This is a genomic window from Dactylosporangium thailandense (assembly GCF_059739745.1).
Genome location: NZ_AP029195.1, coordinates 9,975,090 through 9,998,819, shown reverse-complemented (window position 1 = coordinate 9,998,819; position 23,730 = coordinate 9,975,090). Strand labels below are relative to the sequence as shown.

Annotated in this window: 22 protein-coding genes; 13 read left to right on the top strand and 9 right to left on the bottom strand. The window is 71.9% G+C overall.

Features of this window, described 5'->3' with window-relative positions; all coding sequences use genetic code 11:
• Nucleotides 1–1,317 (bottom strand): MATE family efflux transporter, encoded by a 1,317-nt coding sequence (locus tag AC6JBM_RS44465; protein WP_497979719.1) that lies wholly within the window; start codon nucleotides 1,315–1,317, stop codon nucleotides 1–3.
• A 120-nt stretch (nucleotides 1,318–1,437) separates the two neighbouring features.
• On the bottom strand, nucleotides 1,438–2,874 hold the full coding sequence (locus AC6JBM_RS44460) for a GuaB1 family IMP dehydrogenase-related protein (protein WP_497979718.1): 1,437 nt from the start codon (nucleotides 2,872–2,874) through the stop codon (nucleotides 1,438–1,440).
• Nucleotides 2,875–2,980: 106 nt separating this feature from the next.
• Here AC6JBM_RS44460 and AC6JBM_RS44455 point away from each other — a divergent pair, with 106 nt between their 5' ends.
• The 3 genes from AC6JBM_RS44455 (at nucleotide 2,981) to AC6JBM_RS44445 (ending at nucleotide 5,977) form a co-directional block, all read left to right on the top strand.
• On the top strand, nucleotides 2,981–3,367 hold the full coding sequence (locus AC6JBM_RS44455; protein WP_350613912.1) for a CBS domain-containing protein: 387 nt from the start codon (nucleotides 2,981–2,983) through the stop codon (nucleotides 3,365–3,367).
• Between the two features lie 118 nt (nucleotides 3,368–3,485).
• Complete coding sequence (locus AC6JBM_RS44450; protein WP_497979717.1) at nucleotides 3,486–4,580, top strand: aminotransferase-like domain-containing protein; 1,095 nt, start codon at nucleotides 3,486–3,488, stop codon at nucleotides 4,578–4,580.
• A gap of 257 nt (nucleotides 4,581–4,837) precedes the next feature.
• On the top strand, nucleotides 4,838–5,977 hold the full coding sequence (locus AC6JBM_RS44445; protein ID WP_497979716.1) for a magnesium and cobalt transport protein CorA: 1,140 nt from the start codon (nucleotides 4,838–4,840) through the stop codon (nucleotides 5,975–5,977).
• A gap of 65 nt (nucleotides 5,978–6,042) precedes the next feature.
• Here AC6JBM_RS44445 and AC6JBM_RS44440 read toward each other — a convergent pair whose 3' ends face one another.
• Nucleotides 6,043–6,657 carry a hypothetical protein gene (locus AC6JBM_RS44440; protein WP_497979715.1) on the bottom strand — a complete coding sequence of 205 codons (615 nt, stop codon included), beginning with the start codon at nucleotides 6,655–6,657 and terminating at the stop codon, nucleotides 6,043–6,045.
• A 186-nt stretch (nucleotides 6,658–6,843) separates the two neighbouring features.
• On the opposite strand from AC6JBM_RS44440, the gene AC6JBM_RS44435 reads away from it, so the two are divergent.
• Nucleotides 6,844–7,383 carry a peptidylprolyl isomerase gene (locus AC6JBM_RS44435; protein ID WP_497979714.1) on the top strand — a complete coding sequence of 180 codons (540 nt, stop codon included), beginning with the start codon at nucleotides 6,844–6,846 and terminating at the stop codon, nucleotides 7,381–7,383.
• A 67-nt stretch (nucleotides 7,384–7,450) separates the two neighbouring features.
• On the top strand, nucleotides 7,451–8,395 hold the full coding sequence (locus AC6JBM_RS44430) for a rhomboid family intramembrane serine protease (protein WP_497979713.1): 945 nt from the start codon (nucleotides 7,451–7,453) through the stop codon (nucleotides 8,393–8,395).
• On the opposite strand, the gene AC6JBM_RS44425 is transcribed toward AC6JBM_RS44430, so the two are convergent.
• Entirely contained in the window at nucleotides 8,392–9,012 is a 621-nt protein-coding gene (locus AC6JBM_RS44425; RefSeq protein WP_497979712.1) for a TetR/AcrR family transcriptional regulator, read from the bottom strand. The two genes, AC6JBM_RS44430 and AC6JBM_RS44425, sit on opposite strands and share 4 nt — an antisense overlap.
• Nucleotides 9,013–9,079: 67 nt before the next feature.
• Between AC6JBM_RS44425 and AC6JBM_RS44420 the strand changes: the two genes are divergently transcribed.
• The 4 genes from AC6JBM_RS44420 (at nucleotide 9,080) to AC6JBM_RS44405 (ending at nucleotide 13,690) form a co-directional block, all read left to right on the top strand.
• A complete protein-coding gene (locus AC6JBM_RS44420; RefSeq protein ID WP_350613921.1) occupies nucleotides 9,080–9,535 on the top strand; it encodes an SCP2 sterol-binding domain-containing protein in 456 nt (151 codons plus the stop codon).
• Between the two features lie 4 nt (nucleotides 9,536–9,539).
• Nucleotides 9,540–10,754, top strand: a complete 1,215-nt coding sequence (locus AC6JBM_RS44415) for an acyl-CoA dehydrogenase family protein (RefSeq protein WP_497979711.1) — start codon at nucleotides 9,540–9,542, stop codon at nucleotides 10,752–10,754.
• 82 nt (nucleotides 10,755–10,836) lie between these two features.
• A complete protein-coding gene (locus tag AC6JBM_RS44410) occupies nucleotides 10,837–12,387 on the top strand; it encodes an AMP-binding protein (protein ID WP_497979710.1) in 1,551 nt (516 codons plus the stop codon).
• Nucleotides 12,388–12,409: 22 nt separating this feature from the next.
• The gene (locus tag AC6JBM_RS44405; RefSeq protein ID WP_497979709.1) at nucleotides 12,410–13,690 is read left to right on the top strand and encodes a hemolysin family protein; all 1,281 of its coding nucleotides are present in this window, start codon (nucleotides 12,410–12,412) and stop codon (nucleotides 13,688–13,690) included.
• On the opposite strand, the gene AC6JBM_RS44400 is transcribed toward AC6JBM_RS44405, so the two are convergent.
• The 4 genes from AC6JBM_RS44400 to AC6JBM_RS44385 are packed head-to-tail and all read right to left on the bottom strand — an operon-like array spanning nucleotide 13,672 to nucleotide 17,504.
• The gene (locus tag AC6JBM_RS44400; protein WP_497979708.1) at nucleotides 13,672–14,421 is read right to left on the bottom strand and encodes a hypothetical protein; all 750 of its coding nucleotides are present in this window, start codon (nucleotides 14,419–14,421) and stop codon (nucleotides 13,672–13,674) included. The genes AC6JBM_RS44405 and AC6JBM_RS44400 overlap by 19 nt on opposite strands.
• Nucleotides 14,412–14,903, bottom strand: coding sequence for a SigE family RNA polymerase sigma factor (locus AC6JBM_RS44395; protein WP_497979707.1), 492 nt, complete (start codon nucleotides 14,901–14,903; stop codon nucleotides 14,412–14,414). Before AC6JBM_RS44395 ends, AC6JBM_RS44400 begins: the two co-directional genes overlap by 10 nt.
• Before the next feature lie 57 nt (nucleotides 14,904–14,960).
• Entirely contained in the window at nucleotides 14,961–16,208 is a 1,248-nt protein-coding gene (gene purD / locus AC6JBM_RS44390) for a phosphoribosylamine--glycine ligase (protein ID WP_497979706.1), read from the bottom strand.
• A 9-nt stretch (nucleotides 16,209–16,217) separates the two neighbouring features.
• A complete protein-coding gene (locus AC6JBM_RS44385; protein ID WP_350613933.1) occupies nucleotides 16,218–17,504 on the bottom strand; it encodes an adenylosuccinate synthase in 1,287 nt (428 codons plus the stop codon).
• Between the two features lie 83 nt (nucleotides 17,505–17,587).
• Between AC6JBM_RS44385 and AC6JBM_RS44380 the strand changes: the two genes are divergently transcribed.
• The gene (locus AC6JBM_RS44380; RefSeq protein WP_497979705.1) at nucleotides 17,588–18,463 is read left to right on the top strand and encodes a diacylglycerol kinase family protein; all 876 of its coding nucleotides are present in this window, start codon (nucleotides 17,588–17,590) and stop codon (nucleotides 18,461–18,463) included.
• Between the two features lie 302 nt (nucleotides 18,464–18,765).
• Nucleotides 18,766–20,388, top strand: a complete 1,623-nt coding sequence (locus AC6JBM_RS44375) for a MinD/ParA family ATP-binding protein (RefSeq protein ID WP_497986682.1) — start codon at nucleotides 18,766–18,768, stop codon at nucleotides 20,386–20,388.
• Between the two features lie 215 nt (nucleotides 20,389–20,603).
• Here the strand turns inward: AC6JBM_RS44375 and AC6JBM_RS44370 are convergent, their stop codons facing one another.
• On the bottom strand, nucleotides 20,604–21,017 hold the full coding sequence (locus AC6JBM_RS44370; RefSeq protein WP_497979704.1) for a DUF3151 domain-containing protein: 414 nt from the start codon (nucleotides 21,015–21,017) through the stop codon (nucleotides 20,604–20,606).
• A 181-nt stretch (nucleotides 21,018–21,198) separates the two neighbouring features.
• Between AC6JBM_RS44370 and AC6JBM_RS44365 the strand changes: the two genes are divergently transcribed.
• Together AC6JBM_RS44365 and AC6JBM_RS44360 are read left to right on the top strand one after the other, a co-directional pair.
• Nucleotides 21,199–22,425: an LOG family protein gene (locus tag AC6JBM_RS44365; RefSeq protein WP_497979703.1), complete on the top strand. Its 1,227-nt coding sequence runs from the start codon at nucleotides 21,199–21,201 to the stop codon at nucleotides 22,423–22,425.
• Nucleotides 22,426–22,506: 81 nt separating this feature from the next.
• Nucleotides 22,507–23,658, top strand: a complete 1,152-nt coding sequence (locus AC6JBM_RS44360; protein WP_497979702.1) for a hypothetical protein — start codon at nucleotides 22,507–22,509, stop codon at nucleotides 23,656–23,658.
• The last annotated feature ends 72 nt before the right edge of the window (nucleotides 23,659–23,730 follow it).

Here is a 23,730-nt window from a genome sequence, read left to right as displayed (position 1 = left end):
TCAGACGTTCTGCGGGGCGGCCGGCCGGGACGGGGCCGGGGTTCCGGCGGGCGGGCCGACCCAGCGCAGGGCGTACATGTAGAGGATCACCATGCAGATCAGCCCCGCGGTCGAGCCGGTCAGCAGGCCCCACGCGGCGCCGTGCAGCCCGCCGTAGTCCGCGCCGAGCGTCAGGCCGCTCAGGGAGACGACGGCGAAGACGACGTACTGCAGGAACAGCATCCGCGCCCGGTGCATCCCGCGCATGGCCGCCGTGAACGGCACCTGCAGCAGGTAGACCGCGCCCTGCAGCGCGATGGGCAGGGCCAGCGGGGCGGCCTCGGAGAACTTGTGGGTGTGCACGAGGACGAAGGACACGATCGGCCAGATGATCAGCACCATGAGCGCGCCCAGCACCGCGAACGCGGTCGCGAGCGTGCGGGTCTGACGGCGCAGGGCGGCCGCGGCCTCGACCCCCTCCGGACCAGGCTTGGCCGCGTCGGCGGCGTTGCGCGAGGCCCTCGGCACCAGCAGGCTCTGGATGGCCGTGATCAGGTTTTGTACCGGCTGCAGCTGCACCGTCTGCACGAAGCGCAGGTTGCCCAGGTCGACCTTGGACAGGCGCCCGGCGACCACGAAACTGATCGCCAGCACCTGCACCTGGGCGACGATCGCGGTGATCGTGAACCAGCTCGAGAGGTGGCGGGTCTCGGCCAGCCAGGCGAGCGGGCTGCCCTGCCACGGCAGCCGCTTCTCGCGCAGCAGGTAGACCGTGATGCCCGCGGTCGCGCCGAGCCCCCAGACCGCGAGCAGGCCGCCGGCGCTGGAGCTGTGCGTGACGATCATGACCGCGACCATGACCGCCTGGGTGCCCGCCCACACGAGGTCGATGCCGAGCGCCTTGTCGGGCCGCCGGTCGGCCAGGTAGTCGCAGCGGGCGGTGTCGTGCAGCATGATCGGGATCATGAACGGGGCGAGCCAGATGAGGTCGTGCAGGTCGATCTCGCCCCGGTTCGGCCACACCGCCCACAGCACCGCGAAGACGACGGTGGTGATGAGACCGGAGCACAGCGCGGTGGCCAGGCCGTTGCGGGCCAGGCGGATGCGCGGATCCCCGTCGTAGCGCGACGCGAGCGCGAGCAGGACGTCGCCGACGACGGCTCGGTTGAGGTACATCGCGAAGTATCCGACGGCGAGCGCCAGCGCCAGGGCGCCGAACTGCTCCTTCGGCAGCAGAATGCCGCCCAGGAGCGTGTTCGCCGAGTTGGCCGCGGCGATGACGACCTGGTCGAGCAGTCCCGCCCCGACGAAGCGTGACGCGCCGCGAAGACCCTGCAAGCGGCGCAGCAACGGCCGTGGCGTCACAAGCCGAGGGGGTCGCGAGCAAGGTTCACGACGAGCACCTTACGTGACCCACGGGACACCGGACCATCCGGTCTTTGAGGTAATTTTGAGGCTCTACCAGATAACATCGAGGGGTTTGCCCTCGGCGTAGCCGGCCGCGCTCTGCACACCCACCGTGGCGCGCGCGGCGAACTCGGCCAGGTCCGCGGCGCCCGCATACGTGCACGCGCTGCGCACGCCGGCCACGATCTCGTCGAGGATGTCCTCCACGCCCGGGCGGCGCGGATCGAGATACATCCGCGAGGACGAGATCCCCTCCTCGAACAGCGCCTTGCGAGCCCGCTCGTAGACGCTGTCGTCGGCGGTGCGGCGGCTCACGGCCCGGGCCGAGGCCATGCCGAAGTTCTCCTTGTAGAGCCGGCCGTCCGGGTCGCGCCGCGGGTCGCCGGGCGACTCGTGGGTGCCGGCCAGCCACGACCCGATCATCACGTTGGACGCGCCCGCGGCGAGGGCCAGGGCCACGTCCCGCGGGTGGCGCACGCCGCCGTCGGCCCACACGTGCCCGCCGTGGCGCCGCGCCTCTTCCGCGCACTCGAGCACCGCGGAGAACTGGGGCCGGCCGACGCCGGTCATCATCCGCGTGGTGCACATGGCGCCGGGGCCGACGCCGACCTTGACGATGTCGGCGCCCGCGGCGAGCAGGTCGGCGGTGCCCTCGGCGGTGACCACGTTGCCGGCGACGATCGGCACCGACGGGTCGAGCGCCCGCACCGCGCGCAGGGTGCTGATCATCCGCTCCTGGTGGCCGTGGGCGGTGTCCACGACGAGCACGTCGACCCCGGCGGCGAGCAGCTTGTCCGCGCGGCCGGCGGCGTCGCCGGTGATGCCGATGGCGGCGCCGATGCGCAGCCGGCCCTCGGCGTCGACGGCGGGGGAGTAGAGCGTGGCGCGCAGGGCGGCGTTGCGGGTGAGGATGCCGACCAGCCGGCCGGCCGAGTCGATCACCGGGGCGAGGCGGTGGTGCCCGGCCGCCAGGCGGTTGAACGCCTCCTCGGGGGTCACGTCGTGGGGCAGGGTCAGCAGGTTGCGCGACATGACGCCGCCCAGCTGGCTGAAGCGGTCCACGTCGACGCAATCGGCCTCGGTGACCACGCCGACCGGGCGGCCGTCCTCGACGACGATCACGGCGCCGTGGGCCCGCTTCGGCAGCAGGTCGAGGGCGAGCGAGACGGTCTCGGTCGGGCCGAGGGTGATCGGGGTGTCGTGCACGAGGTGGCGCTGCTTGACCCACGACACCGCCTCGCCCACGACGTCGATCGGGATGTCCTGCGGGATGATCGCGATGCTGCCGCGGCGGGCCACGGTCTCGGCCATGCGGCGCCCGGCGACGGCGGTCATGTTCGACACGATGATCGGGATCGTGGTCCCGCTGCCGTCACCCGTGGTGAGATCTACCTGCATCCGCGACTCCACGGCCGAGCGACTCGGCACCATGAAGACGTCGTCGTAGGTCAGCTCGTGCCCGGGCGTCTGGTCGTTGAGAAACCGCACGTTGCGCAACTGTATCTCCCCGCACCGGCGAGTGAGCGGGTCTTGAGACTTCACGCCCGGCACGGGATCATGTGGCGTAACCGTGCCCTTGCGAGGAGTGATCACCATGCAGGTACACGAAGCGATGTCCACGGCCGTCGTGCAGCTCGGCCCGGACCACACCCTGCGGCAGGCCGCGGCGCTCATGGCGCGGCGGAAGGTCGGCTCGGCGATCGTCGCCGATCCCGACGGCGCCGGCATCGGCATCATCACCGAGCGGGACATTCTCAACGCGATCGGCACCGACCTCGATCCCGACGTCGAGCGCGCGGCCGACCACATCACCTGGGAGGTCGTCTACGCGAGCCCGTCGTGGACGATCGAGGAGGCCGCGGCCGCGATGGTCCGCGGCGGCTTCCGTCACCTGGTCGTGCTCGACGGCGACGATGTGTTGGGAGTCATTTCCGTGCGCGACATCATGCGAGTCTGGGTCCAGACGACGATCTCGGCGTGAATCTTGGCGCGCCGGGGCTCTCCGGCCGCAAGAACCTCGGAAACGGCCGGCTCACACCCCAGGTGGAGGGCGGGAACTCGGCTGAACGGCCAGCGGTCGCGTGCGTAGGCTGCCTGGCATGCAGCTGATTTCTTTCGCCCGTGGCGCGCCCAGTCTCGACATCATCAACGTCGACGGGCTCAAGGCCGCCGCGGTCCGCGCCTTCGAGACCGACCCGGCCGGCATCACGGCCTACGGCACGTCCGTGGGCTACCTTCCGCTGCGCACGTGGATCGCCGAGAAGCACGGCGTGGAGGCCGACCAGGTCATCGTCACCAACGGCTCGATGCAGGCCGACGCCCTGCTCTTCGAGCACCTGGTGAAGCCGGGCGACGCCGTGATCGTGGAGAAGCCGACGTATGACCGCACCCTGCTGAACCTGCGCAACCTGGGGGCCGAGGTCCACCCGGTGACGCTGGAGGCGGACGGCATCGACGTCGCGGAGCTGCGTGCGCTGCTGGAGAGCGGGGTCCGCCCGGTCCTGGCGCACATCATCCCCAACTTCCAGAACCCGGCGGGTGTCACCCTGTCGGCGGAGAAGCGCACCGCGCTGCTGGCGCTCGCGCAGGAGTACGGCTTCACGATCTTCGAGGACGACCCCTACGCGGAGATCCGCTGGCGGGGCGAGAAGCTGCCGTCGATGCTCTCGCAGGACACCGCGGGCGTCGTGGTGCACGCGAGCTCGTTCACCAAGACCATCGCGCCGGGCCTGCGGGTCGGCTACCTGGTCGGGCCGAAGGCGACGATCGGCGGCATCGCGAAGCGGGCCACGACGATCTACATCTCGCCGAGCATGGTGGCCGAGGCCATCGTGCACCAGTTCTGCACCAGCGGCGACGTCACGCGCTCGATCGAGAAGGTCAGCTCGACGCTGGGCGAGCGGGCCCGCCTGCTCGGCGAGAGCCTGCGCAAGCACATCCCGGACGCCACCTTCGTGGAGCCGGACGGCGGCTACTTCCTCTGGGTGGAGCTGCCGGAGGACATCGACACCACCGAGCTCGAGAAGGTGGCGGCCAAGGACTTCGGCGTGGCCGTGGTCAAGGGCTCCGACTTCCTGCTCGACGGCGGTCGGCACTCGGTGCGGCTGGCCTTCTCGGCGGTGCTCAACGACGAGGTCGACGAGGGTGTCCAGCGCTTGGCCGCGGCGATCGAAGCCGTGCGCAAGTCGGCCTGAGGCAGCACAATCGCGCAGAAATACCCGTTCCAAGGAACCTGACACCAAACCGTGATGGTGGGGGTGGTTCCGCCGGCGGTACCGGATGGATCAAAATCCAGCCCGGCGCGCTTTCCAAAGCGAGCGCCGCAGGCATCACCCCCCGCCCCCCAACGGCACCGGGTGGGCCGACCGCGCCCCCACCCCCCCACCTGCGGTCGGTCCGCCCGGTGCCAACATCGCGCGGGCCGGCCCCTCGTCCCACCTGGGAGGTCGAGATGGCCGACGAACAGCACCCCAACTCCGGTCCGCTGCAGCGCGCGCTGTCTCGGCCGGTGCGGGCGATGTCTCGGATGCTCAACAACTCCGCCCCGCCGGCGGCCAAGCCCGCGGCCGCGCCGGGCCACAGCGCGATCGTGGACTGCGCGCTCTACGTGGACGGCATCCGCCAGCCCGGCGAGCGCACCTACGCCGAGGCCCTGCACGCCGCCCGCCGGCACCGGGGCTTCGTGTGGATCGGGCTCAAGGAGCCGCAGGCCGCGGAGATGGCGGCGATCGCGGAGACGTTCCAGCTGCACGAGCTCGCGGTCGAGGACGCCGTGCAGTCGCGGCAGCGGCCGAAGGTCGAGCGCTACGGCGAGATGACCTTCCTGACCATGCGCACGGCCCGATACGTCGAGCACGACGAGCTGACCGACACCAGCGAGGTGGTCGAGACCGGCGACGTGCTGATGTTCATCGGCGAGCACTTCATCATCACCGTGCGCCACGGCGACGCCAGCCGCCTCGCGCCGGTCCGCTCGGGGCTGGAGCGTCGGCAGGAGGTGCTGGCCCGCGGCCCGTGGGCGGTCGCCTACGCGGTCGCCGACAGCGTGGTCGACACGCTCGTGGACGTCGCGCAGAACATCGAGGAGGACGTCGCCGCGGTCGAGGACCAGGTCTTCAGCCCCCAGGGCAACCGGGGCCGCCGCAGCGCCGACCGCATCCAGCGCGTCTACCAGCTCAAGCGCGAGCTGATGGAGTTCAAGCGGGCCGTGCTGCCGCTCCAGCGTCCGATGAACGGCCTGGTCGCGAGCCAGGTGGCCGATCTGCCGGACGAGATCCGCAGCTACTTCCGCGACGTGGCCGACAACCTGGCACGGGCGGTCGAGCAGGTGCTCTACCTGGACGACGTCATCAACTCGGTGCTGGCGGCCCGCCTGGCCCAGGTGAGCGTCGACCAGAACAACGACATGCGCAAGATCGCGGCGTGGGCCGCCATCGCCGCGGTGATCACGTCGATCGCCGGCATCTACGGCATGAACTTCGACTTCATGCCCGAGACGCACTGGGAGTTCGGCTATCCGGGCGTGATGGCCCTGATGGTGGGCAGCAGCGGCGCCCTGTTCTGGGGCTTCCGCCGCAGCGGCTGGCTCTGAGCCATACACAGGTGGCCCGTCCCCCGTGGCCGGGGACGGGCCAGTCCATGTGCGATCAGGCCGTGCTAGGAGCGGCTGTTCTTCGAGGCGGCGTACTCCCCGCCGCTCGTCGGCCCGTCGTTCGGGCTCTTGTGGCCGATCAGGTCCGAAGCGCGATCCTTCGCCTGCTCGCCCATCGTCTTGGCCTTGTCGATGCCGGCGTCCATCGTGGACTTGGCGGCACCGAGCATCGACCCCGTGTCGCTGGTCGTGCGCGTCGAGCCGTACTCGTCCCAGCTCTGCTCGTTGCGCCGGCGACGCATGAACGCGGCCGCGGCACCCACCGCCGCCCCGGCCACCACCAGGCCGCCGATCGCCATCGGCACCCGCCGCGACGACTTGCGCTCGTTGCGCGCGATCTTGTTCCGGCCCTTGCGGCTCATCTTCTCGGCCTTGCGCCCGGCCTGCTTCCCGCGCTCGCGCGCGATCACTATGACCGACTCCATGCTGCCCATGGCCCGGTTGACACCGGTGTCCCACCGCGGCTTCACCGCCTTGCGAGCGGCGTCGACGCGTGGCGCCAAGGCGCCCGAAGCGCCATCGGCGGCATGCGCCGCGGCCATCCGCAGGTGATCCAGGCTCTCCCCGAACTCGTCCCGCATGAGCCGGGTGTGCGACTGCACCTGACGACGTCGAAACACTTGCTCCACCTCCCGAGGCGCGAAATCCCGTCCTTCCCCGGTTACCCCGATCCGACCAGGGGGAACCTCACGACCAGGACCGCTGGTGTTGATCCTGCATCGAACCGGGGGTCCGTACACCCCGAACCGGCAGAATCCCCGTCGGATACCGTGATGACGGAATGTCACCAAGGAAAGGGAGAACTGGTGGCCGAGCAACTGTTCGCGACGCTGCACACGAATGTCGGCGATATCCGGCTTGAGCTGTTCCCCACCCGCGCCCCGAAGACCGTGCGCAACTTCGTGGAGCTCGCCGAGGGCACCAAGGACTACACGGACCCCCGCACGGGCGAGGCCGGCAAGGGCCCGTACTACGACGGCGTCATCTTCCACCGCGTGATCAGCGGCTTCATGATCCAGGGTGGCGACCCGACGGGCACCGGCACCGGCGGCCCGGGCTACAACTTCAACGACGAGATTCACCCGGAGCTGCAGTTCAACCGGCCCTACCTGCTGGCCATGGCCAACGCCGGCGTGCGCTTCGGCCAGGGCACCAACGGCTCGCAGTTCTTCGTCACGGTCGGGCCGACCCCGCACCTCAACGGCAAGCACACCATCTTCGGTGAGGTCACGGACGAGGCCTCCCGCAAGGTCGTCGACCAGATCGCGACCACCCAGACCGGCCGCATGGACCGCCCGGTGAACGACATCGTGATCAACAGCGTCACGATCGAGCGCACCAGCTGAACGACGCGCCGACGGACGGGACCGCGCGCCGCCGGGCACCGGGTGAGTGCTGGCTAACCTTGTCAGCATGACTCAGCCGCCGGCGAACGTGGTCCCCGTCTGCTACCGGCACACCGATCGCGAGACGTATGTCCGGTGCACCCGGTGCGACCGGCCGATCTGCCCCGACTGCATGAACGAGGCCTCGGTCGGTTTCCAGTGCCCGGACTGCGTCCGCGAGGGGAGCAGGACCCAGCGGCAGGCCCGCACGGCGTTCGGCGGCACCCAGGCCGGCGCGGCCGGCACGGTGACCATCACGCTCATCGTGATCAACGTGCTGGTGTTCATCATCGGGGTCATCAGCGCGGGCGCCAACGCCGCCAAGGGGCTCGGCGGCGGCGGGCTCGGCGGCCTGCTCAGCAGCCAGTTGACCCCGCTGCACCGCCTCGGCGTCGAGGTGCCCTACTTCGCCACCGAGACCGGCGTGCGGGTCGCGGGCCGCAGCGTGGCCGACGGCGACTTCTACCAGCTCTTCACGTCCATGTTCCTGCACTTCGGACTGCTGCACCTGGCCATGAACATGTGGGCGCTGTGGATCCTGGGCCGGCCCCTGGAGGCGGCGCTCGGACGGATTCGCTTCCTGGCCTTGTACCTGCTGTGCGGCCTCGGCGGCGGCGTCCTCGTCTTCCTGCTCTCCGCGCCGAACGTGCCCACCGCCGGCGCCTCCGGCGCGGTCTTCGGCATGTTCTCCGCGCTCATCGTGATCCTGCGCAAGCTGAAGCTCAGCATCGCCAGCGTCGTCCCGGTGCTGATCTTCAACCTCGTGGTGACGTTCGGCTTCAGCGACTTCATCTCCTGGCAGGGGCACATCGGCGGGCTGATCGTCGGGGCGGTGGTGGCCCTCGGGTTCGCCTACGCCCCACCCAAGCAGCGCACGGCCATGCAGGTCGCGACGGTGGTGGGCACCCTGCTGCTGCTCGGCGCCCTGGTGGGTATCGGCCTCACGCAGGTCCCCGCCGTAGGCATGAGCTAAGCCCGCCAGACGCGGCCCTGCAGCAGGGAGTCGGCGCCGACCCAGACGAAGTTCATCATGCGGTTCGCGGTGTGCTCCGGGTCCTCGTCCGCGTGGTCGGCGAGCCAGTCCGCGAGCGACTCGGCCGCGCCCACGTAGGCGAAGGCCATCGCGAGGAAGTCGTCGGCGACCGCGGTGCGGTTCGCCTCGGCCTGGGCCCAGGCGCCCTGGAGCAGCCCGGCGACGACCTCGACGATCCGGGTGCGCATCGCCGAGAGCTCGGCGGCGAAGGGCGGCTCGCTGCGGGCCTGGCGGTAGAGCACCTGCCAGCCGTCGCGGTGCGCGCCGACGAAGGCGAAGAACGCCCGCAGCCCGTTCCACAGCTGCTCGTCGGGGCGGGCGGTGGGCACGACCCCGGCCGCGACCGCCTCCATCAGCCGGGTCGCCTCGCGCTGCAGGCAGGCCAGGAACAGCTCGTCCTTGGTGCCGAGGTACGCGTACACCATCGGCTTCGAGATGCCGGCCACCTCCGCGATCTCGTCCATCGACGCGGCGTGGAACCCGCGCCTGGAGAAGACCTTGACCGCAGCGTCGAGCATCTGCTGCTCGCGCACGACGCGGGGGAGCCGTTTCAGCATCTTGCCACCTTACCTACTCGTGCGTAAGGTTACGCACGAGTAGCTTATTCAGACGGAGGGTCCATCCATGTCCGACCTCGACGCCCTGGGCGACTTCAACAACGTCGACCCGAAGCAGTTCGCCGCCCTGGTCAAGGGCGCGCCGGACGCGCAGCTGGCCGACATCATGAACAGCCCGCAGCGCAAGACGATCCTGGACACGATCTTCTCCCGGTTCCCCGAGCTGTTCCGGGCCGACCGCGCGGGCTCGACCAACGCGATCATTCACTGGAACATCACCGGCGCCCCCGACGGCGGCACCGACTCCTACGAGCTGGTCATCGCGGACGGCGCCTGCAGGCTCTCGCCGAGCCCCGACCAGGAGCCGAAGCTCTCGATCACCGTCGGCCCGGTCGACTTCCTCAAGGTCGTCGCCGGCGTCGGCAACCCCATGATGATGTTCATGACCGGCAAGCTCAAGGCCAAGGGCGACCTCGGCCTCGCCGCCAACATCGCGAACCTGTTCGACATCCCCAAGGCCTGATGTCATGCCCGAGTTCTCGCTCGACCTGAACGAGGAACAGCGGGACCTTCGCGACTGGGTGCACGGCTTCGCCGCGGAGGTCGTGCGCCCGGCCGCCGCGGAGTGGGACGCCCGCGAGGAGACCCCCTGGCCGGTGATCCAGGAGGCGGCGAAGATCGGCCTCTACGGCTTCGAGTTCCTCGCCAACGCCTGGGCGGACCCGTCCGGCCTCTCGCTGTGCCTCGCCAACGAGGAGCTGTTCTGGGGCGACGCCGGCATCGGCATGGCCATCTTCGGCACCAGCCTGGCGGTGGCCGCCATCTACGGCAGCGGCACGCCGGACCAGATGGTGGAGTGGGTGCCGCAGTGCTTCGGCGACGCCGACGACCCGAAGGTCGCCGCGTTCTGCACGACCGAGCCCGAGGCCGGCTCCGACGTCGGCTCGATGCGCACCCGCGCCCGCTACGACGAGGCCGCGGACGAGTGGGTCATCACCGGCCAGAAGGCCTACGCGACCAACGGCGGGATCGCCAACGTGCACGTGGTGACCGCCAGCGTCGAGCCCGAGCTGGGCTCGCGCGGCCAGGCCGCGTTCATCGTGCCGCCGGGCACGCCCGGGCTCGACGGTGCCAAGAAGCTCAAGAAGCTCGGCCTGCGCGCCTCGCACACCGCCGACGTCTTCCTCGACGACGTGCGGGTCCCCGGCGAGCTGGTGCTCGGCGGCCGGGAGGCGCTCACCGAGCGGCTCGCCCGGGCGCGTGAGGGCCGCAAGGCGCAGGGTCAGGCGGCGATGCGCACGTTCGAGCTGTCCCGCCCCGCCGTCGGCGCGCAGGCGCTCGGGGTGGCGCGGGCGGCGTACGAGTACGCGCTGGAGTACGCCAAGGGTCGCGTGCAGTTCGGCCGCCCGATCATCGAGAACCAGGCCATCGCGTTCGCCCTGGCCGACATGCGCATGGAGATCGACGCCGCCCGGCTGCTGGTGTGGCGGGCCGCGTGGATGGGGCGCAACAACCGCGTCTTCGAGGCCGGCGAGGGCTCGATGAGCAAGCTCAAGGCGGGCGAGGTGGCCGTGGCGGTCACCGAGAAGGCGGTGCAGATCCTCGGCGGGGCCGGGTTCCTGCGCGAGCACCCCGTCGAGCGCTGGTTCCGCGATGCCAAGATCTACACCATCTTCGAGGGCACCAGCGAGATCCAGCGCCTGGTGATCTCCCGCGCGATCTCGGGTATGTACATCCGCTGACCTCGCGCAACTTCGGTCAGAGGGGTAGGTTTCGGACTTACCCCTCAAAGCCGAGCAATCATGAACGAGGAGTTCACCGCCGATGGACGCCGGATTCGTACTGCGCACGCTCGCCAAGCGCAAGGTGCTCAACCCGGCCGGCCCGGGCCGCGTCATCCGGCAGCTCAACGCGCTGCGCCGGTGGGGCTTCGGCCTCTACGGCGAGATGCGCTCCGCCGCCGCCCGCGACCCGGGCCGCACCGCGGTGATCGACGAGCGCCGCCAGGTCACCTACGGCGAGCTCGACCTGCGCGTCCGCCGCCTCGCCAACGGGCTGCGGGTCGAGCTCGGCGTGCGCCCGGGCGACCGCGTCGGGCTGCTCTGCGAGAACTCCGCCACGATGATCGAGGCGATGATGGCCGTCGTCGCCCTCGGCGCGCAGGCGGTGCTCGTCAACACCGGCCTGGGCAACGCGCAGGTCGAGTCCGTCGCCCACGACCAGGGCCTGCAGCTGCTGCTGCACGACGAGGTGTTCCTCGGCATGCTGGCCGCGGTCCCGCCGACCCTGCCCCGGCAGTCGACCGAGCGGCTCGAGGAGCTGATCCAGCGCGCACCGGCCGAGGAGCTCGCCCCGCCGGCCGAGCCGGGCTCGATCGTCGTGCTCACGAGCGGCACGACCGGCACGCCCAAGGGGGCCCGGCGCCGCAACCCGGCCGGGCTCGGCCCGCTGGCCACGGTCGTGTCACGCATCCCGCTCAACGCCGGCGAGCGGATGTTCGTGGCCGCCCCGCTCTTCCACACCTGGGGGCTGGCCGCCCTGCAGCTGTGCCTGGCACTGCGCGGCACCATCGCGCTGAACCGCCGCTTCACGCCCGCGGGCGCCCTGGCCTCGGTGAACACCCATGGCTGCACCTCGCTGTTCGCCGTACCGGTGATGCTCCAGCGCATCCTGGAAGCCCCCGCGATCAAGACCCCGACGCTGAAGGTGGTCGCGGTCTCCGGCTCGGCCCTGACCGGCCCGCTGGCGACCCGGTTCATGGACGTGCACGGCGACGTGCTCTACAACCTGTACGGCTCGACCGAGGCGTCCTGGGCGTCGATCGCGGTGCCGAAGGAGCTGCGCGCCGCGCCGGGCACCGCCGGGCGGCCCCCGCACGGCACGCGCGTGGCCATCCTGTCCTCCGCGGGCGCGCCGCAGCCGACCGGCGCCGTGGGGCGGATCTTCGTCGGCAACGACATGCTCTTCGAGGGCTACACCAACGGCACCGGCCGCGAGTACCACGGCGACCTCATCGGCACCGGCGACCTCGGCCACCTCGACGAGAACGGGCTGCTCTTCGTCGACGGCCGCGAGGACGACATGGTCATCTCCGGCGGCGAGAACGTCTACCCGGCCGCGGTCGAGGACGTGATCGCCGACCTGCCGCAGGTGCGCGAGGTGGCCGTGGCCGGCGTGCCCGACCCGGAGTTCGGCCAGCGCCTGGCCGCGTGGATCGCGCTGCACCCCGGCGAGCAGGTCGACGCCGACGCCGTGCGCGAGTACGTGCGGCACCGGCTGGCCCGTTTCTCGGTGCCGCGGGACGTCTACTTCGTGCCCGCCCTCCCGCGCAACGCCACCGGCAAGATCGTTCGCCGTCAGCTTTTTCCCAGCTAGAGGCGTTATCGTCAACCGTCCAATGGACAACGTCTGGTTCGAACTGGCCCTGGTCCTCCTCCTGACCCTGCTCAACGCCGCGTTCGCCGGCAGTGAGATGGCACTCATCTCCCTGCGCGAGGGGCAGCTGCGCCGCCTAGAGCGCCGCGACGGCGCCGGCCGTGCGCTCGCGAGCCTCGCCCGCGACCCGAACCGATTCCTGTCCACCATCCAGATCGGCATCACGCTCGCCGGCTTCCTGGCCTCGGCCACGGCCGCGGTCTCCCTCGCCGAGCCGGTCGAGCCGCTGCTGAGCTTCCTCGGCGGGGCGTCCGGCCCGCTCGCGATCGTGCTGGTCACCCTGGCGCTCACCTTCGTCACCCTGGTCATCGGCGAGCTCGCCCCGAAGCGGATCGCGATGCAGCGTGCCGAGGGCTGGGCGCTGGCCGTGGCCCGGCCGCTGCGGGTGCTCTCCATGCTGCTGCGCCCGGCCATCTGGGTGCTCGCGTCGGCCAGCGACCTCGTCGTCCGCGCGGCCGGGGCCGACCCGCACCGCCGGCAGGACGAGATCGGCCCGGAGGAGCTGCGCGACCTGGTCGCCAGCCAGCCCACGTTCACGCGACAGCAGCGCGAGATCATCTCCGGCGCGGTCGAGATCGCGGCGCGCAGCCTGCGGGCGGTACTGGTACCAAGGCCGATGGTCTTCGCTCTTCAGACCGGAACGTCCGCCGCGCAGGCCGCCACCGAGCTGGCCGCGTCCGGCCACGCCCGCGCCCCGGTGATCGAGAACGGCGACCTCGACAGCGCGGCCGGGATCGTGCACTGGGCCGACCTCGTGCGGGCCGCCCCCGGCGCGACGGTCCGCGACGTCATGCGCCCGGCCCTGCTGCTGCCCGAGACGCTGCCGGTCGCCGACGCGCTCCAGCGGTTCAAGGCCGAGCGGCAGGAGATCGCGCTGGTCGTGGACGAGCGCGGGGCGATCGACGGCATCGTGACCCTCACCGACGCCGTCGCCGAGGTGGTCGGCGCGCTGCCCGGCCCCGACGCCGGCTCACCGGTGCGCCGCAACGCCGACGGCAGCGTGCTGCTGCCGGGCACCTTCCCCATCCACGACCTGGACGACGTGCGCATCCCGCTCGAGCTCGGGCCGGACGCGCCGTTCACCACGGTGGCCGGGCTGGTGCTGGCGCGCCTGGGCAAGCTGCCGACCGGCCCCGGCGAGACGGTGACCGTCCAGGACTGGCGGTTCACCGTCTCGCAGGTGCGGGGCCGGGCCATCACCGCGGTGACGGCCGAACGGATCGCTCAGGGCACGGTGGGGTAGAGCGTCATCTCCGGCGCGGTGGCCAGCCTGATCGCCTGCGCCTCGCTGATGAACGGCACGTTCGCACTGCTGCCGGCCGCCGAGGACTCCACGGACAGGAGGATCTCCGTGCCGTCGGGCCGGGAGACCAGGACCCGGGGGCCGGAAGTGATCATCACGGGCAGGCCGTTCACCGTCTCGTGGCGGCAATCGCTGTCACACGGCACGTCCAGCCAGTCGGCCTTGTCCGTCGGGTTGGCGTAGAGCCACACGCTGAGATTGAAGGCGTGGCCGTCCCGGTTGTAGTCCCACGACGCGAGGTACGACACGGAGGCGGCGGTGGTGCGCACGAATCGCGGCGTCTGCCAGTCGTTGCCCAGCTCGTCCTGGAGGTTCCCGCCGAAGGTGGCGGAGAGCCGGGAGGTGGCCTGCTCGCAGGTCTCGGTCACCGGGTGCAGCGGCGGGTCGCCGTCGCCCCGCTTGACGTCGCACGGCGGCTGGGTCGTCATCGACCGCGAGCCGGAGGGCACGGTCGAGTGGGTCGGCCGGGCGCCCATCGGCGGGGCCAGGCTCTCACCGAAGTAGCGCGGCAGCATCGTCGCGCCGAAGGCGAGCACGGTCACGACGGCGGCGGAGCCGGCCACCCGCAGGCCGCGGGCGCGCCGGCGTTCGCCGGTGACGATCCGGTCGACGTCGATGGCGGTGGGCGGCGGGGCGTCGCTGGCGTCCCACATGGCCTCTCTCAGGTCCACAACGCTTCTCCCTCGCTGAGGTGGGCCCGCAGCGACTCCAGCGCCCGGGCCGTCTGGCTCTTGACGGTCCCCTCGGTGCACCCGAGCGCCTCGGCCGTCTCCTCGACGGAGAGGTCGCAGAAGTACCGCAGGACCAGCACGGCCCGGCGGCGCGGGGGCAGCGAGCCCAGCAGGGAGAGCACGGCCAGCCGGCGATCGGCGTCGGGGCCGGGGGCGGACACGTCGGGCAGCACCTCGGTCGCCGTCTCCCGGCGCCAGGGCCGGCGGCGCTCGTCGAGCCACGCTCGCATCAGCATGCGGCGGACGTACGCGTCCAGGTGCTCGAAGCGCGCGGCCCGCCTCCAGTGCCGGTACAGCTTCGCCAGCACCGTCGAGACGAGGTCGTCGGCGGTGTGCCAGTCGCCGCACAACAGAAACGCGGTCCGGCGCAGGCGCTCGAGATTGCCGGCGACGTACTCGCGGTAGGACTGCTCCGGCGTCATCCGTTTCCTCCCGTGTGGGTACGTGGGGGAAACGGCGGCAGCGACGGCCCGGGTTGCCTACGGCAGGGCGATTCTTCCCTCCGCCGCGGCGAGGGCGATGTCGGTGCGGAACTGCGCGCCGTCGAAGGAGATCCCGCGCACGATCGCGTAGGCGGCCTCGCGCGCCTCGGCCAGCGTCTCGCCCAGCGCCGTGCAGGCGAGCACTCGGCCGCCGGCGGTGACCAGCGCGCCGTCCGCACGCCGGGCGGTACCGGAGTGCAGCACCCCGGGCACGCCGTCGGCGCCGGTGATCACGTCGCCCTTGTGGGCCGACTCCGGGTAGCCCGCGCTCGCCATGACCACGCACACGGCCGCGCCCGAGCGCCAGGCCAGCGGCGGGTCCTCGGCGAGGCGGCCGACCGCGGCGGCGTGCAGCACCCCGGCGAGCGGGGTCTCCAGCCGGGCCAGCACGGCCTGGGTCTCCGGGTCGCCGAAGCGGCAGTTGAACTCGATGACCTTCGGGCCGTCGGCGGTGAGGGCCAGCCCGACGTACAGCGTGCCGCTGAACGGCGCGTCCCGCTTGCGCATCTCGGCGAGGGTCGGCTGGACCACGCTCGCCATGACCTGCTCGACGAGGTCCGGCGGGGCCCACGGCAGCGGCGTGTAGGCGCCCATGCCTCCGGTGTTGGGGCCCTCGTCGCCGTCGAAGATGCGCTTGAAGTCCTGGGCGGGCTGCAGCGGTACGGCCGCCACCCCGTCGGTCACCACGAACAGCGACACCTCTGGCCCCGCGAGGTACTCCTCGACGACCACCCGCTCGCAGGCCGCCCCGTGCGCGAGCGCCACGGCGACGTCCTCGGTGACGACGACGCCCTTGCCCGCGGCGAGCCCGTCGTCCTTGACCACATACGGCGGCCCGAACTCCTCCAGCGCCGCGGCGAGCTCGTCCGGCGTGGTGCAGACGAACGAGCGGGCGGTGGGCACGCCCGCGGCGCGCATGACGTCCTTGGCGAACGCCTTCGACCCCTCCAGCTGGGCCGCCGCCTGCGACGGGCCGAAGCAGGCGATGCCCTTGGCCCGCACCGCGTCGGCGACCCCGGCCACCAGCGGCGCCTCCGGTCCGACGACGACGAGGTCCGCGCCCGACTCGACGGCGAGCGCGGCCACGGCGCCGGGGTCCAGCGGGTCGACCGCGGCCAGCTCCCCCAGTGCGGCCATGCCCGGGCTTCCGGGGGCGCAGATGAGGGCGGTCACGGCCGGGTCGGCGGCCAGGGCGGCGGCGAGCGCGTGCTCGCGGCCGCCCGTTCCGATGAGGAGTACGCGCACCCGGACAGACTAGATCAGCGGGTGCCGCACCACGTTTTCGTCCCGGCCCGGACCCACCCCGACGATGGACACCCGCGTGCCGGCGAGCTCCTCGATGCGCTCGATGTAGGCGCGGGCGTTGGCCGGGAGGTCCTCGAACGAGCGGGCCTGGGAGATGTCCTCCCACCAGCCCGGCAGCTCCTCGTAGACCGGGGTGGCGTGGTGGAACTCCGTCTGCGTCATCGGCATGTCGTCGGTGCGCTTGCCGTCCACCTCGTACGCCACGCAGATCGGGACCTTCTCGAGGCCCGAGAGCACGTCGAGCTTGGTCACGACCAGGTCGGTGATGCCGTTGAGCCGGGTGGAGTACTTCGCGACGACCGCGTCATACCAGCCGGTGCGCCGTTCGCGACCGGTCGTCGTGCCGTACTCCCGGCCGACCTTGCGCAGGTGCACGCCGTTCTCGTCGAACAGCTCGGTCGGGAACGGCCCGGATCCCACCCGCGTGGTGTAGGCCTTCGTCACCCCGATGACCTGCGTGATGGCGGTCGGCGGGATGCCCGCGCCCACGCACGCCCCGCCCGCGGTCGGGTTGGACGACGTCACGAACGGGTAGGTGCCGTGGTCCATGTCGAGCATGGTGGCCTGGGCGCCCTCGAGCAGCACCGTGCGGCCCTGCTCCAGGCCCTTCCAGAGCACCTGCCGGGTGTCGGTGATGTAGGGCCGCATGCGCTCGGCGTAGGTGAGGTACTCCTCCACCACCGCGTCGACGTCGATCTCTTTGCGGTTGTAGACCTTGAACAGCACCTGGTTGCGCTCGCGCAGCACGATCTCGAGCTTCTTGCGCAGGATGCCCGGGTCGAGCAGGTCCTGCACGCGGATGCCCATGCGCGCGACCTTGTCGCCGTAGGCCGGCCCGATGCCGCGGCCGGTAGTGCCGATCCGGGACGAGCCGAGGTAGCGCTCCACCACCCGGTCCAGGGCCCGGTGGTGCGGCATGATGAGGTGTGCGTCACCCGAGATCATCAGGCGGGACACGTCGACCCCGCGCTCGGCCAACCCGTCGATCTCCGTGAGCAGCACCTTGGGGTCGACCACGACCCCGTTGCCGATCACGATGGCCGCGTTGGGCCAGAGCGCGCCGGACGGCATGAGATGCAGGGCGAACTTCTGCCCGTCCGGCGTCACGACCGTGTGACCCGCGTTATTGCCGCCGGAGTAGCGCACGACGTAGTCGACGCCGCCGCCAATCATGTCGGTAACCTTGCCCTTGCCCTCGTCGCCCCACTGTGCGCCGATGAGCACGATCGCTGGCATGTCTGCTCGCCCTCCAAGGTCGGGCGACCCGCGTTCGCCCGGGGTGCCAGGCTAACAACCTTCGGAAAGGCAGGCTGACAACGGTGGTCGACATCGTGCTGCTAGCGCTCGGCGAAGACTCGCAGTGCGGCTGCGAAGGCGGCGCGTGCGGCACCCGTACTCCCATTCTTGCCTGCCGCGACGCCCTGCGCACGGCAAGTGCCGAGGTCCGGACGGTCGTGGCCCACGACGACAAGGAGATCGACGCGGCCCTCGCCGCGCTGCCCGAGGCGCGCGTGATCGTCGCCAGTGCCGCCGACGGCCAGCTGCGGGCCGTCATCCGCCGGCTGGTGCGGATGTACGCCCCGGCGCCCAGCAAGCGCCCGGACGACCTGCCGGGCGACCGGACCATCCCCGACCTCCCGCCGATCGGCGTGCTGCCCCTCGGCCCGGACGCGACCGACCTGGCCACGCGGCTGGGCCTGCCCCGCTCGCCGGCCGACGTGGCCGCCGCGGTGCTGGGCGGCAACGTGCGCCGGCTCGACCTGCTGCGCAACGACGGCGGCTCGGTCACGCTCGACGGCGCCCTGCTCGGCGGGGTCACCGCGGGCGGGACGGCGGGCACCTACCTGGCCCGCGTCGAGGTCGACGACGCCGTCCTCGCCGACGGGACCGAGCCCGTGCTCGTGTCCGTGGTCGCGAACGCGGCGCGGTACGCCACCGTCGACGGCCTGCCGCTGGTCACCGCGCCCGCCATGGACGACGGCGTGCTCGACGTGGCCGTCGCGGTCCCGGTGGCCTCGCGCCGGCTGTTCCGCCGGTCCCGCATGGAGATCCAGGTCCGCCGCGCCCACGGCCGCGCGGTGGCCATCCACCCCCGCGCGGACCTGCCGTTCGTCGACGACGGCGTCGAGGGCACCCTCACCCGGAAGCGATCGTGGTGGATGGAGCGCGGCGCCTGGGGCGTGTACGTCCCATAGGGCCATCTCTGCCCGCTCGATCTCTCACATGTGTCGCAGTTCGACCTCGTCGCATACGGTGGTAGTGCACCGCGGGGAGGGATTCGAGCGTGAACGACATGGTCTGGCCGCCGGACGAGAACATCGACGGACGGCGGGGTGAACGCCCGGCATCGGGCGGGGGCGCCGCCGGGTCCGACCATGGCGGATCGCCCTGGTCGCAGCCGCCCGGCGCGGTCGACCCGCTGGCGTGGCCGCCGCCACCGCCGGGCGGCCCGAAGCCGGCGGACGAGGACGAGGGCGGGCTGCAGCACGGCCGCCCGGTGACCCACACTCCCGCGGGCGGCGAGCCCGTGTCCACGCCGGGCGGCGGCATTCCGGTGAGCGGCGGCAACGGCATACCGGTTTCGGGCGGCATTCCGGTGGGCGGCCCCTTCCAGGCCCCGCGCCCGCCCGTCTCGGGCCCTCCGTCCCACATCGCGGGCGCTCCCGGCCCCGTCTCGAGCCCTCCGGCCCCGCCCGTCTCGGCTCCTCCCGCTCCTCCTCCCGCGCCTCCAGCTCCCCCTGCTGCTCCTCCGGCTCCCCCGGTTGCTGACGTTCCGACGCCGCCGCCCGCTCCTCCGGCGCCCGGCCCCTTCACGGCTCCTCCAGGCCCGCCTCCGGGCCCGCCGCCCAACGTCTACGGCCCCCCGCCGATGCCCCCGCCGCCTGGACCTCCGCTGCCGCCTCCCGGTCCTTGGCCGATGAACGGCCCGCCGCCGGCCGCACCTCCCATGCCACCGCCGCCGCACCAGGGTCCGCCGCCGATGGGTCCTCCGCCCGGCCAGGTGCCGCCTGGGCAGATGCCGCCCGGGCAGATGCCGCCCGGGCAGATGCCGCCCGGGCAGATGCCGCCCGGGCAGATGCCGCCCGGGCAGATGCCGCCGCCTCCTTACGGAGCGCCGATCGGTCACGCCCCGAACCCGAACGTGCCCCCGCTCCCGCCCCTGCCCCAGGAGAACTGGCACGACGGCAAGACCCCGACGGCCGAGGAGTTCGCCCGCCGCCGCCAGGCCAAGCCCGCCGACCCGGTCGCGTCCCGCGGCGTGCGCGGCGCGCTCGCCAAGGGCACCATGGGCCTCGTCTCCGTGGCTCCCGGCCGGCGCGAGATCGAGTACCGCCAGGAAGTCGAGATGGTCCGCCGCAACTTCGGTGGCCTGCGCCAGGTCACCGTCGTCAACCCCAAGGGCGGCGCCGGCAAGACCGTGGCCGTGCTGCTGCTCGCGATGACGTTCGGGCAGAAGCGCGGCGGCTACGTGCTGGCCTGGGACAACAACGAGACCCAGGGCACCCTGGGCATGCGCGCCCAGCAGGACTTCCACCACCGCACGGTCCGCGACCTCATGCACGACCTGAAGAACTTCCACGGCTCGCAGGGCCGCATCGGAGACCTGTCGCAATACGTGCGGGCCCAGGGCGAGGGCATGTTCGACGTGCTCGCGTCCGACGAGTCGGCGACGGCGGGCGAGATGCTCACCGCCAACGCGTTCGGGGAGATCCGCGACGTCGTCAGCCGGTTCTACAAGCTGATCGTCGTGGACACCGGCAACAACGTGCGCGCCGAGAACTGGCAGGCCGCGATCGACGCGACCGACCAGCTCGTCGTCACGATGTCGGCCCGCAACGACTCGGCCGAGACCGCCTCGCGGATGCTCGACCACCTCGAGCAGCACGGGCGGCAGCGGCTCGTGCGCCAGGCGGTGACGGTCGTGTCGATGCCGCCGAGCCGCAAGCACGTCCACGTGCCCGCGATCACACAGCACTTCGCGGCGCGCACGCGCACCGTGCTGATCGTGCCCTACGAGAAGTTCATCGACTCGGGCGAGCCGATCCGCTACCCGGGCCTGACGAACGCGAGCCGCGACGCCTGGCTCAAGGTCGCCGCGGCCGTGTCCGAGGGTCTCTGACCTAGGGCCTGTTTCACAACTGAGGCGGGGCTGCGGCGGGCCCAGATTCCGCCTGCGCGCACCCCGCGAAGGCCGGGTTACAACACCGGTAGCCAGGCCTCCGCGGGGCACACGCAGCGCCTTGGCTGGGCCGACCTGGCGCAGCGCGCCGGGCCAGCCTTGGCGTCGCGAAATCTGGACTCCGCCTCGCTCCCACCCCAGTTGTGAAACAGGCCCTAGCTGAGGGCGGCCACGGCGGCCGGGTCGCTGTCGCGCAGGAACGTCGCGCAGCGCTCGGCCTCCTCCGTCTCGCCGATCGCCCCGGCCGCCTGGCCGAGCGCGTGCAGCGCCCGCAGGAAGCCCTGGTTCGGCTCGTGCGCCCACGGCACCGGCCCGGCCCCGCGCCACCCGTTGCGGCGCAGCTGGTCGAGGCCGCGGTGGTACCCGGTGCGCGCATACGCGTAGGCCGTCACCGGCTCGCCGGCCGCGAGGGCCAGCTCGGCCAGGCGCGCCCAGGCGGCGCTGTAGGCCGGGTGCTGCGCGGCGACCGCCTTGGCGGTCTCCTCGGAGTCAGACTCGGCCAGCTGTGCGGCGACGTGCGGCTCGGCGGGCAGCAGGGTGGGCGCGGGCTCGGGCAGGAGGTTCTGCATGCCGCAATTACACCAGAGAAGGCCTGACTGAACGGTTGAGCCCGCGTGACGCGCACGGAGGGTGTGGCGGTGAGCGGGGACGGACTACAACTGGAAGTCCGGAGCCTCCCCAGGACCCGGTTCGCGATGGCCCGCTCCTTCCCGGATCGGGCCATCGCTCTTTGCGGGGGTTTGGCAGGATATGGGCGTGCCCACCCCGCCACCGCCCGACGTCGTCGCGCTGCACGATCACTCCCCGGATGAAATCGAGTCAATCGAGGAGCTGCAGTTCCACCTGCGCCAGGGCACCATCGCCGGCAAGATCGTCCAGGGTCTCGACCTCTCCGCCGTCGACCTGGCCCGCATCGACGTCGCGGACTCGCTGTTCATCGGCTGCCACTTCGCCGCGCTCGACACCGTCGTGGACCTGCTGCTGCGCCGGGCCGTCGTGGTGCCCGAGTTCGCCGGCATCCCGTATCCGACGCACCCCTCCCAGCTCTACGTGCCCGAGGACCTCGCGGCCGGCTTCGCCTCCGACGGCTTCGACGGGATGTTCGACACGGTGGTGTACCGGCACTTCCGCGCCACGGGCGGGGCGACGCCGGAGATCCGCGAGGCGGTCGCCCAGCGGATGCACGACTCGGGCGTCGACAACGCGCTGGCCAACGTCACCGCCGGCTGGATCGCCGCGCGGGGCCCGGCCGCGGCCATCGGCATCATGGGCGGGCACGCGGCGCTTCGGGGCGCGGTGGAGTACCGCAACGCCGCCGAGCTCGCGTGGCGCCTCGCGCGCGCCGACCGCCTGGTGGTGACCGGCGGCGGCCCCGGCGTCATGGAGGCGGCCAACCTCGGCGCGTTCCTGGCCGAGCACCCGCTCGAGACCGTGACCGCGGCGATCGACGAGCTCGCGGGGTCGCCCGATTTCCATGACCATCAGCCGTACACCGCCGTCGCCCTGCGAATCCGCGAGCGCTACGGGCGCCCGGTCCCGCCGACGCCCGACTCGTCCGAGCCGGCCGACCAGGCCGCCGTCGACCCCGTCACCTGGGCCCGCCGCGGCGGTCTGGCCATCCCGACCTGGCTCTACGGCCACGAGCCGGCCAACCTGTTCGCCGCGAAGATCGCGAAGTACTTCTCCAACGCCATCCGCGAGGACACCATCCTGCGCCTGTCCCGCGGCGGCATCGTCTTCGCGCCGGGCATGGCGGGCACGGTCCAGGAGGTCTTCCAGGCCGCGACCAAGACCTTCTACGCCAGCGACGGCGCCAGCGGCCCCTTCGTCTTCCTCGACGTGGCGCACTGGACCGAGCGTCTGCCGGTCCGCGGCCTGCTCGAGCCGCTGCTCGCCACCTCTCCGGTCGGCGACCTGCGCCACCTGCTGCACATCACCGACGACGTGGCCGAGGCGGCGGAAATTCTGACCACCTAAGTGAGCGCGATTCGCCATTACGCAAAGTAATGCGGCTGTTACGTTGGGTCAGATAGTGGTTTCAGAGAGGACCCAGACCCCATGCCGCAGCAACGATTCTGGCGAAAGCGCGCCGTCTCCCTCGGTGTCACCGCCGCCGCCGCAAGCGCCGTGATCGTCGGTGGTCTGCCGCACGTGGCGTACGGCGCCACACTGACCGGCACCATCGCGATCACCACGCCATCGACCGGCAAGCTGGCCGCGGGCACCGCCAAGCAGGTGCTCCTGCTCACCGTCACCGGCCAGACCCTGTCCGAGGCGCTGATCACCGGCGTGAACCTCGGCACCGACGCGAGCTGCCAGAACATCCCGACCTACATCGTCACCAGCGCGACCACCCTCGCGGTCAAGACGCCGTCCGGCGGCTGCCCCGCGACCACCGCCACCGGCGGCGACGGCATCGACATCCTGTTCGCCGGCGGCAATACGCTGAGCAAGGCCAACGGCCTGTTCTTCATCACGCCGCCGGCCATCGCGGCGCTGGCCGACAAGCCGGTCATCAACGACAACAGCGCCCTGCTCGACCCCACCGCGCAGACCCGGCGGTTCGTGACCGCCGGCGGGCAGACCGTGCGCGTGAAGGCCGACTCGGCCTACGCGTTCGACCCGCGCACGTCGGCCGGGCTCGCCGTGACCTTCGGGGGCAAGCCCGCGACCGAGATCAAGGTCTACGACGCCTCGGGCACGCTGATCCCGGCCAACACCGCGTCCGCGCCGGCGGCCGGCAACTACCTGACGTTCAAGTCGCCGGCCGGCCTGACGACGACCGACGCGAGCCTGGCCATCAGCCAGGGCGGCGTCAGCAAGACGTTCGCGGTCTCCGACACCGGCGCGAACATCATCGCGGTGCCGACCGTCACCTCGCTGAGCGTCTCCTCGGGCCGCGCGAAGGGCGCGACCAGCACCGTCCTGACCACGAGCACGCTGGTCTCCAAGACCCTCGCCGACTACCAGGGCGGCTCGGCGACCTGGGGCGTCTACTTCTGCAACAAGCCGGCCGCGGTCACCGCGGTCAACACGGCCGGCACGCAGATCACCGTCACCACCCCCGACGTCACCAACGACGCCGACGGCCTCGGCACCAACGTCTACGCCGGCAGCTGCCCGGTCACGATCGCGGACCTGACCGACAACGCCAACCCGGTCAAGGGCCCGGTCACCGCGGGCGGCTACTTCAACTTCCTCAACGAGTAGTCGATGGCCGAACGCGAAACGGCCCGGCTGGAGCGATCCAGCCGGGCCGTTGTCGTTGCTTGCTCGCGGAGC